The following is an 11502-nucleotide window of genomic DNA, read 5'->3' on the forward strand; positions in this document are numbered from 1 at the left end:
TTCCTTTCGCCGTTGACTTGGTCATATCGCGCTACGCGGGATCCTGAATAGTTACTAATATTTCCTCTTTTGAAAATCAAAAAAAGAAAATGTTCTATCCTTTGACTTTTGCGTCGTTATTTTAAAATAAATTCATTATTTTTAATTACAAAAATAACAGATAAGTCAAAAGATAGAACATTTTCCTTTTTTGATTTCTAAAAGACAACAGATTCAAAAGCACCCCCATCTGTCCCCCCCTAATCGGATTCACCCCCCCTTTCCATAAGGGTGCAGCATTTGCTGCTTTTTTCCGATATTGGACACATCCCGCAATATATTGTTTTTCTACATTGTTTTTATTCCTGTTTGGCCCGGTTATCTGTCCGATATCAAAAAATGCTGCACCCCCATGAAAACACCCCCACCACGACCTCTGCCGAAATTGCCTTGTAACTACCTGTTAACAAAGCATTTCATCGAGATGTAACGAATTGGTCTCGAAATTGTAAAAGAGGGCAGGAGCGGCACGACATCAACCGGCCGCCTGCAGCCTATTGCGACAGGATCGCCATGATCAACCAGACGTATCGCCTTCTTGGCCGTGGCATACCGCAGGTGGGACGTGAGGTCGGAGACTTTTTGCAACGGGTCTCCGCCGGGAACGTCCTGTTTCGCCGAGGCGTGCAGGCCTACCTGGAACACGGGGGAATCCCGGAAGCCTTTCAGGGCCCGTTGCGCCAGATGATGATCCAGGAACAGGAGGGCGAAGCCCTGCGTCGCCTGGCGGAAACCCATCTGCTGGGACTGATCGAAGAGGGCGAACGCTACACCGCAACCTTCGAACTGCTGGAGCGACTGGGGGCCCTGTTGCACCGCATGGCGCGAACCCTGGCCGCCTTCGATATCGAACACCCCGTCATTCCTTCCGGGTTCCACCCGGACATCCGGGAACTGACGGAGCCGGTCTCCCTCGCCGTGGAGGGGGCCGTGGAAGCGGCGGGCAGCCTGTTGAAAAACACCCTGCCCCCGGAAGAGTACCTGACCCGGGTCTCCTTTTACGAAAAGGAGGCCGACAAGTTCGAAGACCGGCTGCTGCGCGCCATTTTCGCCAGCAACCTGCCCCTCGATGCCAAAGGCCATCTGCGCCACTTCATCGAGCGGATCGACGAACCGGCGGATATTGCGGAGGAGTTGGTGACCTGGCTCTCCATTCATCGCGTCAGCAGCGGGCTCGATACCCTGCGACACGATCTCGGAGGCCATGGCGCCTTGTAGCGTTCCAGGATGGAAAGTTGAACGGATACGGAACAACGTTGGTAAAACAAAGAAGGGAAGAAACAAAATGGCGATGGGATCAACAGAAACATTAATGTGGATAACCGTGTTTGTGGTGTTAGCCTTCGACTACACCAACGGCTTTCATGATGCCTCCAACATCATCGGCACCATGATCGCCTCCCGCGCCATGACGCCTATCGCCTCGGTGATCGTCGTGGCCGTCTTCGAGCTGCTGGGGCCGTTCCTGGGCGGCACCGCCGTGGCCAACACCATCGGCAAGTTCGTGGACATCAAGGATCTGCCCGCCAACATATCGACCATGGTGGTCCTATGGGGCATATTCGGCGCCATCTTCTGGAACCTGCTGACCTGGTGGTTCGGACTGCCCTCCTCCTCCTCCCACGCTCTGGTGGGTGGTCTGGCGGGCGCGGTGATCATGGCCGCCGGCGCCGACCACGTCATCTGGGGTTGGGGCACCTTGATGGAAAAGGGCAAGCTCGACGGCGTGACCAAGGTGGTCATGTCCCTGATCCTCTCCCCCATCCTGGGCTTCTGGGTCGGCTTCCTGCTCAACAAATTCGTCTCCCTGCTCTTCAGCCGGGCCAAGCCGTCCATCAACAACTGGTTCAAGCGCTTTCAGTACCTCTCCGCAGCCTCCCTGGCCTTCTCCCACGGCTCCAACGACGCGCAGAAGAGCATGGGCGTCATCACCCTGGTCCTCTTCCTCGGTGGTAGCCTCGAAAAGTTCGTGGTGCCTCAGTGGGTCATTCTGGCCTGCGCCCTCTTCATCACCATGGGCATCCTCTCCGGCGGCTGGCGCATCGTGCGCACCGTGGGCTTCGGCATCTACAAGGTGCGTCCCAAGCACGCCTTCTGCGCCCAGTTGACCTCCGGCGGTCTCATCTACGCCGCCGCCGTCTTCGGCATGCCGGTCTCCACCACCCATGTGGCCTCCTCCGCCATCATGGGTGTGGGCTCCGCCGAAAAGGTTTCCGCCGTGCGTTGGTTCAAGGCCAAGGAGATCGTCTCCACCTGGCTGATCACCATCCCCGGCTCCGGTTTCGTCTCCGCCCTGACCTACCTGATCTTCGATCTGGTGCGTCGCGCGGTTGGTTGATCACCCTGATTGACAAAATTCACTGAAAACGCTTCAGACACCTTGCGAAGGAGATTCAACATGAGTGGTTCCGGCGGTACTTTTTCCAAGCTCCTCAACAACGTCTTCCCCCGCATGCCCGACTTCTACGGTCAGCTCAACGAACAGTGCACCGTGGTGGCCGACGCGGCCAATCTCTTCGTGGAATACATGGAAAAGAACGACCCCGCCAAGGGTGAGGCCGTGGCCGCGCTGGAGCATACCGCAGACGACATCAAGGCCCGCAACCTCACCGTTCTGGCCCAGGCCTTCGCCACCCCGATGGACCGCGAAGACCTGTTCCGCGCCTACTCCACCATCGACCAGGTCCTCAACTACATGAAGACCACGGTTCGGGAAATGCAAACCCTGAATGTCAAGCCCGATGCCCACACCATCGAGATGGCCACCATTCTGCGTGATGGCGTTCTCGCTCTGCGTCAGGGCTATGCCAAGCTGGCTTTGCATCCCGCTTCCGCCGAGCAGGATTGCGTGGTGGTCGCCAAGGCCGAGCGCAACATCGAGAAGGTCTATCGCAAGGCGATTGCCGATCTCTTCTCCGCCGACGAGACCCTCAAGGAGCTGCACAACCATCTGGAGAATGCCGAGGAGCGGGCCATCGCCCGGGTTCTCGACATGTTCCGTCGTCGCGAGATCTATCGTCACATCTCCAATGCCGGTGACACCCTCGCTTCCGCCGGGTCCACCCTGCATGACATCGTGGTGCAGATCGCCTAGTTGCACAGTGCCCGCCCGAAACAAAGGGCGGGCACGCCTTGTAAGTAATACGGGGGTCCGGGGGGGATTATCCCCCCCGGTGGGGTTTGGGGCGAAGCCCCAAGGTTTGGCCGTGGCGGTCCGAAAATACGGGGGTCCGGGGGGGATTATCCCCCCCGGTGGGGTTTGGGGCGAAGCCCCAAGGTTTGGCCGTGGCGGTCCGAAAATACGGGGGTCCGGGGGGGATTATCCCCCCCGGTGGGGTTTGGGGCGAAGCCCCAAGGTTTGGCCGTGGCGGTCCGAAGCACTGCGTGAAAGCGCATCAGCCGATCCGTCGCACAAACCCGGATTTCGGCTTCGGACCGCCGGAGGGGGCAAGGGGAGGGCCTCATCCTCCCCATCCTTGAACCCGCCGGCAAGACGCAGTCCGGTATGTACCACCCGGTCCGGGCACAGCCTGGACCGGGCCAAGCCCGGTCCGGGCACAGCCTGGACCGGGCCAAGCCCGGTCCGGGACCGGGCGAAAAGGCCTCTCGTTGCCAAGACCCCGCTTGAGTGTCTTTGGTGGGTTCAAGGATGGGGAGGATGAGGCCCTCCCCTGGCCCCCTCCGGCGGGTCGAAGCACTCATGACGGTTGGCGTGGGATCAGGCTTGGGTGTTTTATATTTCAGGCTTCGACCCGCCAAGGATAAAGGATAAAGGATAAAGGAAAAGTCCTGAGGGGGCAGCAGAGCTCCCCCTCAGACTCCCCCAACCCTTTTTGCTACTTAAAAGACTATTTATAGGACCAAGGAACCATGGGAAGCCGCCACATGCCACTCCCCGACGAAATCAACTCCTTCGCCAACCTCCTGGCCCAACTCCACGCCGCCGTGCAAACCCAACAGCGTCGCATCGACGATCTGGAAACCCAACTGCGCTCTCTCTCCCCCAACCACTCCCCCCCCACCTCCAACCCCAGCCAACTCCACTTCGGCCCCCTCCTCCTGGACCGCTCCAGCCATCGCATCCTGCTCGACGGCCACCCCATCCACCTCACCCCCATCGAATTCGATATCCTCCGCGTCTTCCTGGAACACCCCGACCAGGCCATGACCCGCGACCAGCTCTTCGAACTGGCCACCGGCAAACCCATCGGCGATACCGGAACCCGTACCATCGACGTCTACATCCGCCACCTGCGCCAGGCCCTCGATAACGTCGGCCAGCACATCGAAACCGTGCGCGGCATCGGCTACCGCTTCTCCCCCCAAACACACCCCCATCACCCCCAATAAGGCTGCAGCAATCGCTGCATACCCCCTGTTTCGGTGCATAGTGTTTAATTTTCTGTTAATGAATGGTTTTTCAGGCTGATTCCCATCACCGTCGCCCCCTCCCCCCACAAAACGCTGCAGGGGCAAAATCGCTTCAACGCCCCGCCATCTTGAAAATATCCTACTGATTTCACGCAACTTTCACATCGTTTTCGAACTTGGCCCCGGAATTGTAATCAGGAATAAGGATAGCAAGACCCTTTTTGGCAGGCAAAAAGGGCCTGTGGGAGGAGATCCTTCCTCACCAACAGCCGGGCCGCCATGATCCATTCCGCCTTTCATCTCTTCGGTCGCGCAGCCACCCCCGGTCATCAGGTCGAGGAGTTCCTGCTGCTGGTTTCCGAAGCGAACGTCTTGTTCCGACAGGGGGTTTACGCCTATCTGGATCACGGCAGCAACTCCGCTCCCTTTGGAGCAGTTCTGCGCCAGATGAACGAACACGAACAACAAGGCGAAATATTGCGTCGACTCGCCGAAAACAGCCTGTTGAATCAGCCGGACGATTGCGCCGCCAATAATAAAAGTTGCAGCGCCTTGTTCCATCTCCTGGAACAACTGGGCATCATTCTCCATCGTTTCACACGCTATCTGACCTCCTTCGATATCGAGCATCCCGACTTTCCCCCGGCATTTCACTCCAACATCAAGGAGTTGACCCTGCCGGTCTCCCTGGCGGTGGAAGCCGCGCTGGAAGCGGTGAGAGGCTTTCTGCACCACGACGACAACCTGGAAGAGTACCTGCCCCGGGTCACCTTCCATGAAAAAGAGGCCGACAAGCTGGAGGCGCGCATCTCACGCTCCATCTTCGAAAGCGACCTCCATCTCGACGCGAAGGGCCATCTGCGCCACTTCGTGGACCACCTGGACGAACCCGCCGACAAGGCCGAAGAGCTGGTCACCTGGCTCTCCATCCACCGCCTCGGTCATCGTTTCGAAACCCATCGGGGATCGTGGGAAACGTGATCCATCGTCCGTAACCGTTGCAGCAGAAGGGAAGGAAAGCTATGAGTGGAACAGAAATAATGATGTGGTCGGTCGTGTTTTTCGTTTTGGCGTTTGACTACACAAACGGTTTCCATGATGCCTCCAACATCATCGGAACCATGATCGCCTCACGGGCCATGACTCCGATCACCTCGGTGATCATCGTAGCCGTGTTCGAAATGTTGGGGCCGTTCCTGGGTGGCACCGCCGTGGCCAACACCATCGGCAAGTTCGTCACCCTGGGCGATCTGCCGGCCCAGGTTTCGACCATGGTGGTGATGTGGGGCATCTTCGGGGCCATCTTCTGGAACCTGCTGACCTGGTGGTTCGGTCTGCCCTCCTCCTCCTCCCACGCCCTGGTGGGCGGTCTGGCGGGCGCGGTGATCATGGCCGCCGGCGCCGATCACGTCATCTGGGGCTTCGAAACCCTGCTCACCAAAGGCAAGCTGGACGGCGTGACCAAGGTGGTCATATCCCTGATCCTCTCCCCCGTTCTGGGCTTCTGGGTCGGCTTTTTGCTCAATCGATTCATTACTCTCCTGACCTGCACCGCCAAGCCCTCCATCAACACCTGGTTCAAGCGGTTCCAGTTCGTTTCCGCCGCCACCTTGGCCTTCTCCCACGGCTCCAACGACGCTCAGAAGAGCATGGGTATCGTAACCCTGGTTCTCTTCCTGGGTGGCAATTTGAAGGAATTCGTGGTACCCAGCTGGGTCATCGTGGCCTGCGCCGTCTGCATCACCCTGGGCATCCTCTCCGGTGGCTGGCGCATCGTGCGCACCGTCGGCTTCGGCATCTACAAGGTGCGTCCCAAGCACGCCTTCGCCGCCCAGTTGACCGCCGGCACCTTGATCTATTCCGCCGCCATCTTCGGCATGCCGGTCTCCACCACCCACGTGGCCTCCTCCGCCATCATGGGTGTGGGCTCCGCCGAAAAGCTCAATGCCGTGCGCTGGTTCAAGGCCAAGGAGATCGTTTCGTCCTGGTTGATCACCATCCCCGGTTCGGGATTTGTTTCGGCCATGACCTATTTGATCTTCGATCTGGTCAAAAGGCTCTTCTAACCTTACATTGACTCTAAAGTAAACAGTTTTCCCAAATCCAAGGAGATGTCAACATGAGTGGTTCTTCCGCCGGTTTTTCCAAGCTTCTCAACAACGTCTTCCCCCGCATGCCCGACTTCTACGGTCAGCTCAACGAGCAGTGCAACCTCGTTTTCGAGGCCGCCAGCCTGTTTGTGGAATACATGGAAAAGAACGACCCCGCCAAGGGTGAGCAGGTTGCGGCTCTGGAGCATGCCGCCGACGATGTCAAGGCCCGCAACCTGACCGTGCTGGCCCAGGCCTTCGCCACCCCGATGGATCGTGAGGATCTGTTCCGCGCCATCTCCTCCATCGACATGGTGCTCAACTACCTCAAGACCACCGTGCGGGAGATGCAGGTTCTCAACGTCAAGCCCGATGCCCACACCATCGCCATGGCCAATCTGCTCAAGGATGGCACCGAGGCCCTCAAGCAGGGTTATGCCAAGCTCTCCATGCATCCCGCCTCCGCCGAAGCCGATTGCCAGGTGATCGCCAAGACCGAGCGCAACATCGAAAAAGAGTATCGCAAGGCCATCGCCAGCCTGTTCAGCGCCGACGACACCCTCAAGGAGCTGCACAATCACATCGAGAACGCCGAAGAGCGGGCCATTGCCCGGGTTCTCGACATGTTCCGTCGTCGCGAGGTGTATCGTCACATCTCCAATGCCGCCGACACCTTGAAGTCGGCGGGTTCGACGCTGCATGACATCGTGGTTCAGATCGCCTGATGGCGAATCGTTTGGTCGGGGGGCCCGGCTCGCAAGAGCCGGGTCATCCGGATTTTCCTTCGGAAGGCTCCGGACCGGAGAGTTCGCCGGTGCATGAGAAGGTGGATATGAACCACAATCAGAATGGATCGAACGGGATGATTCGGGACGTTTCGGGCGCTTTGCCGCAGGAGATCACCTCTTTTGCGGTACTGCTGACGGGATTGGTGCAGAGTGTGGAGCGCCAGAATCAGCGGTTGGCCCAATTGGAGGAGCAGTTGGCCCGACTGCGTCCGGGCGGGCCGGTTGTCGGGGCACCGAAGGTGGAGGGTTTGCTGGAAGTGGGCCCCGTCTCCATGGATTTGGTGGGACACCGGGTGATGGTTGGTGGTGCGGAGGTGGGCTTGGCTCCGGCTTTGTATGCCATTCTGAAGGTATTTCTGTCGCATCCGGGGCAGGCTTTTTCCCGGCAGGAGTTGTTCGAGTTGGCCATGGGCCGGGTTTTGGGGGAAGAGGGGGAGCGCACCGTGGATGTGCATATTCGCCATTTGCGCCAGGCGCTGGGGGGATATGAGGGCATGATTGAAACGGTACGCGGTTTGGGATATCGACTGACGGGGCCGCATTGATGGCCTTGCCTTTCAATATTTTCCTTTAAGTATCAAAAAAAGGAAATATACTGTCCTTTGACTTTATGTTTATCTTTTAAAATTTTTATTTTTTGATTTTACAAAAAAACAAACCAAAAAAGTCAAAACATTTCCTTTTTTTGATATTTAAAGGATTAAATATTGAAAGTCAACAGATTAAAGACACGTCTCAGGGTGCTGCCCAGAAGAATGTCGGGGGGAGATAATCCCACCGTATGACTTTCAGGGCTTGGTGAAATTCCTGGTCTGGTCCCACTCCAACCAGTATTTGTCCGGCGTTTTGGAGTACCAACACGCCTCCAGCGGCACCCGCTCCCGGGCCGCATCGATCTCCCGCCGGGCCAGCCGTGCCGCCAGTTGTCCGGCCTCCTCGTCTCCCGTGGCGGCCGCCTGCTCGTACCACTGCCGCGCCGCCTCGGTATCGACCTCCACGATATAACCCAACAAATACATATGGCCCAATCGCTTCATGGCCGCCCCGTCCCCCTGCCGTGCCGCCCGCTTCTGCCAAACCAAGCCCAGGCGGTGCAACGCATGTCGGTTTGGTTGCAGGAACTGGCTGCCGACCTCACTGAAAAGCGAACCCGGCGCTGAATCGGGCGAAATCTCCATGAGCCGGCGAACAACCTCCTCCCCGGCCTCCTCGGCCAGTGGCGTGCCCTCCGGGGTCAAATCCGCTGCAATGGCTTGCAGAACCGGATTGATCGTCAGTTCCTGTTTTTCCATCTGCGCCAACATTTGGCGGGCCTCGGCCAGATGTGCCGCCGTCGCAGGAGAGTCCGTCAACAGGAGCACCGCCAGGAGATACCCGGCAGAGTGGGAACCCGACTGGGCCAGTGGCCTCAATAACGGTTCAAGATGACGCAAATGGTCGCTCTCCCGAGTACTGCCAAGTACATTCACGAGCATCAACCGCGCCGCATTCAACTCCTTGTCAGCCAACGCCTTCAACAGGGAGATGGCCTCGCCGACACCCACTTCGGGCCCTTTGGAAGAGCGCAACAGATGAATGGCCAACCGATAGCGTCCGAAATCGGAGCCGGAGCGGGCCGCCTTCACCAGCCAGTCGTGGGCGGGCCCCCCATTCCGGGATTCGTCATGATCCATCTCCCAGCCCAGGAAGATTTGAGCCGCGACCAAACCACCCTCGGCAGCGCGCTTCATCCAGGAACGGGCCTCCGGGGAGGGTTTGCCCTCCGCGTCGATCCCCCTCAGCGCCAGTTGCCACATGGCCAGGGTACCGCCCTTTCCGGCGGCAATGCGCAAACTCTTCTCGTCGGCCAGCAGGGGTTGGGCATTCTCCTTCCGTGTGGATGGCCGACGCCACGGCTCGACGGGTTGCCCCGCGAAGATCCGGTCCCAATCACCCTGGATCAGCAACCGGGCGTGTTCATGCGCCTCGGCAAGATGGGGAGCGGCCTGCAGATAGCCACTTGCCACCTGCCAGGGGGATACATTGACCGCCAAGCCTTCCATTGCAAGCTCAGACCTCAACAGTAATCCCTCAGGATAACCATCGACCATCAGATCCGCCAAAAGAGAGATGGCAAATGTAATAAACGCCGGATGATTGGAAGCGAAAAAGCTGCGGATTATCTGGAAGAGCTTCTCATCGGCCACCTCGCGATTGGTTATTTCCCCAAACCAATGGCGAATCTGCTTCAGCCCCTCGACCGGGTCGTTCAGGTTGAAGAGCAGGGCGTTTTCCAACATAAGGGCGCGGGCCCTGTCCGTCATCTTCTCACCGGGACGAGTCAGCCAGTAGATGGCTTTTTGCTGGTTGGCCTCCTTTAGAAGCAGCGGAGGCGAAGCATAAGCCTGGCCCACGATGCGACAGGCCGAGGAATCCCCCGCTTCCGCCAGGGGCATGGCCAGCTCGATGGCGCGTTGCGGATCCTTGGGACTGCCGAACAGGCCATGCAAGGCTCTTTCCGCCAGTATCCAGCGGGCTTTTTCGGAACCCGAGGCCATCAAGTCTTCCAATTCCGCCACGGCAAAGGGAATGTTCTGTTCTCCCAAATCGCCGGTAAGGAGGTGTACGGCATACATGCGCCGCAGCCGCTCAACCCCTGAATCAGCGGCCTTTTTAAACCAGAAGAGGGCTTCCTTATTATCGGCAGGCAGGAGTTTTCCCTCCATCAACTCCCTGCCAAGAAATTCCCGCGAGGTGGTATGACCCGCTTCCGCACCTTTGCGCAGCCAGTGCAAATACAGCGAGTTGTCCTGGGCTGTGCCGCGGCCTTTATAATAGGCACGACTGATAAAGAACATGGCCTGTCCATCGCCCTGCTCTGCCGCTTTATGAAACCAGAGAAGACCCTCCTGGATGTCTTCCTTTATATCTTCCCCATAATATAATTTTCTGCCATACTCGGTTTGGGCTTTGGCAATCCCTTGTCGAGCCAAGGTTTCATAAAGCTGCACTCCCTGGACGCGCTCCTCCGGGGTGCCCTCGATAAGCCGGGACGCCTCTTTCAAATCCAGTTCCGGATTCCCCGCACCCAGCAGAAGAGCAAAAAGCAACCAGGAATATCGCTTCATAATTCTATTTCCGTTCAAGGAGGGCGATACGCCGGACAGCGTATCGCCCGAGATTGGGATCCGTTTGGCTAATTTTGAGGCGGTTTGGGCGGTGCTGGTTGCCCTCTTTTCATATTTTCCAACTCGATTGCGCGTTCCTTCGCCGCCTTTTCTTCTTGTTTTTTCTCGAATTCTGCGGAAGCCTGTGAAACACAGTTTTCATAGTCACTTCTCCCAGCGCATCCTTCGTAAACCGAATGACCGCTATTATTGTTCATCCCTTTTACAGTCTCCTCTGTACTGTTTGACTTCTTACGGACTGTGGCTACACTTTCCTTTGCTATAGCCCTAATAAAGGGATTTGGAATTAAACTGGCGGCCTTTTCGGCAAACCACCAGGGCAAAGATTTCACCCATTCTTTAATATAGCCTGATAATCCTCCTCCCTCGTTTTGCGTCGTCTCCGCCGCAGCCATCATCATGTTCGGGAAGTCACCATGTGGTCTTTGCCCCGTCATTCCCTTCAGGAGGTTGCCGACGTCGGCGAGAGCGCCGCCACGGGCCATCGGTTCCAGGATGGAGAGATCCCAGTCCGGGTGTTGCCGACCGATATCTTGCAGGGCCAGGCGGTTCAGACCGCGTTGCAGTTCGGGGCTCTCCCACAAATCGTCGGCATCGTTCGAGGCTCCGAAATCCCACTTCGGGATGGCGGGTTTACGGGAGGAGAGTTTATTGCCGGGAATACCCGGCAGGGTGTTCTCCGCGTCGTTGGCCCACTTCGGCTGTGGAATCCCGCCCGGCAGATCCCAGATGCCCGCTCCGTGCTTGCGGGCATGTTCGTGGGAGTCGAAGGTGGCCTGGACCTCCGCAGCGGGGTTCCTGGTGTCCCAGCCCGTCTCCTGACGGATTTGGGCCGCCCGGTTTTCGACCCATTGAAGCTGGTTGTCCTCCCGCTGCTGTTGTATGCGCCAATCCGGAATGGCAGGTTGTGCGTTCGGACTATTTTGCCCATCTTCCGGCAGGGATGGGAAGGGTTGATAGCGTTTCGCTTCTCCGTAAGACATTTTATCCTCCAGATACTTCTGCAAGATGCAAGACGACCCGATTGCCGTCGATCAGGCCATTATA

General features: G+C 57.9%; 10 protein-coding genes. 8 read left to right on the forward strand and 2 right to left on the reverse strand.

Annotated features, from left to right (window positions below; all coding sequences use genetic code 11):
* Positions 1 to 552 precede the first annotated feature (552 nt).
* From HQL56_13870 to HQL56_13905, 8 genes are all read left to right on the forward strand, one after another.
* Positions 553 to 1257 (forward strand): hypothetical protein, encoded by a 705-nt coding sequence (locus HQL56_13870; GenBank protein MBF0310608.1) that lies wholly within the window; start codon positions 553 to 555, stop codon positions 1255 to 1257.
* Between the two features lie 73 nt (positions 1258 to 1330).
* The gene (locus tag HQL56_13875; GenBank protein ID MBF0310609.1) at positions 1331 to 2377 is read left to right on the forward strand and encodes an inorganic phosphate transporter; all 1047 of its coding nucleotides are present in this window, start codon (positions 1331 to 1333) and stop codon (positions 2375 to 2377) included.
* Positions 2378 to 2437: 60 nt separating this feature from the next.
* Positions 2438 to 3133 carry a DUF47 family protein gene (locus HQL56_13880; GenBank protein ID MBF0310610.1) on the forward strand — a complete coding sequence of 232 codons (696 nt, stop codon included), beginning with the start codon at positions 2438 to 2440 and terminating at the stop codon, positions 3131 to 3133.
* A gap of 791 nt (positions 3134 to 3924) precedes the next feature.
* Positions 3925 to 4389, forward strand: a complete 465-nt coding sequence (locus tag HQL56_13885; GenBank protein ID MBF0310611.1) for a winged helix-turn-helix transcriptional regulator — start codon at positions 3925 to 3927, stop codon at positions 4387 to 4389.
* Between the two features lie 300 nt (positions 4390 to 4689).
* Complete coding sequence (locus tag HQL56_13890; protein ID MBF0310612.1) at positions 4690 to 5391, forward strand: hypothetical protein; 702 nt, start codon at positions 4690 to 4692, stop codon at positions 5389 to 5391.
* A gap of 41 nt (positions 5392 to 5432) precedes the next feature.
* Positions 5433 to 6476: an inorganic phosphate transporter gene (locus HQL56_13895; protein ID MBF0310613.1), complete on the forward strand. Its 1044-nt coding sequence runs from the start codon at positions 5433 to 5435 to the stop codon at positions 6474 to 6476.
* Between the two features lie 53 nt (positions 6477 to 6529).
* Entirely contained in the window at positions 6530 to 7225 is a 696-nt protein-coding gene (locus tag HQL56_13900; protein ID MBF0310614.1) for a DUF47 family protein, read from the forward strand.
* Positions 7225 to 7833, forward strand: a complete 609-nt coding sequence (locus HQL56_13905; GenBank protein ID MBF0310615.1) for a response regulator transcription factor — start codon at positions 7225 to 7227, stop codon at positions 7831 to 7833. The genes HQL56_13900 and HQL56_13905 overlap by 1 nt, the downstream gene beginning before the upstream one ends.
* 243 nt (positions 7834 to 8076) lie before the next feature.
* Here HQL56_13905 and HQL56_13910 read toward each other — a convergent pair whose 3' ends face one another.
* Entirely contained in the window at positions 8077 to 10395 is a 2319-nt protein-coding gene (locus HQL56_13910) for an SEL1-like repeat protein (GenBank protein MBF0310616.1), read from the reverse strand.
* 68 nt (positions 10396 to 10463) lie between these two features.
* Entirely contained in the window at positions 10464 to 11438 is a 975-nt protein-coding gene (locus HQL56_13915; protein ID MBF0310617.1) for a hypothetical protein, read from the reverse strand.
* Positions 11439 to 11502: the final 64 nt, after the last annotated feature.

This window comes from Magnetococcales bacterium (genome assembly GCA_015231925.1).
In the GTDB taxonomy this organism is placed as follows: Bacteria; Pseudomonadota; Magnetococcia; order Magnetococcales; family JADGAQ01; genus JADGAQ01.

Bases quoted from the DNA above. Each gene is read 5' to 3' on its own strand.
- HQL56_13870 (MBF0310608.1), top strand. From the start codon at position 553: ATGATCAACCAGACGTATCGCCTTCTTGGCCGTGGCATACCGCAGGTG.
- HQL56_13875 (MBF0310609.1), top strand. From the start codon at position 1,331: ATGGGATCAACAGAAACATTAATGTGGATAACCGTGTTTGTGGTGTTA.
- HQL56_13880 (MBF0310610.1), top strand. From the start codon at position 2,438: ATGAGTGGTTCCGGCGGTACTTTTTCCAAGCTCCTCAACAACGTCTTC.
- HQL56_13885 (MBF0310611.1), top strand. From the start codon at position 3,925: ATGCCACTCCCCGACGAAATCAACTCCTTCGCCAACCTCCTGGCCCAA.
- HQL56_13890 (MBF0310612.1), top strand. From the start codon at position 4,690: ATGATCCATTCCGCCTTTCATCTCTTCGGTCGCGCAGCCACCCCCGGT.
- HQL56_13895 (MBF0310613.1), top strand. From the start codon at position 5,433: ATGAGTGGAACAGAAATAATGATGTGGTCGGTCGTGTTTTTCGTTTTG.
- HQL56_13900 (MBF0310614.1), top strand. From the start codon at position 6,530: ATGAGTGGTTCTTCCGCCGGTTTTTCCAAGCTTCTCAACAACGTCTTC.
- HQL56_13905 (MBF0310615.1), top strand. From the start codon at position 7,225: ATGGCGAATCGTTTGGTCGGGGGGCCCGGCTCGCAAGAGCCGGGTCAT.
- HQL56_13910 (MBF0310616.1), bottom strand. From the start codon at position 10,395: ATGAAGCGATATTCCTGGTTGCTTTTTGCTCTTCTGCTGGGTGCGGGG.
- HQL56_13915 (MBF0310617.1), bottom strand. From the start codon at position 11,438: ATGTCTTACGGAGAAGCGAAACGCTATCAACCCTTCCCATCCCTGCCG.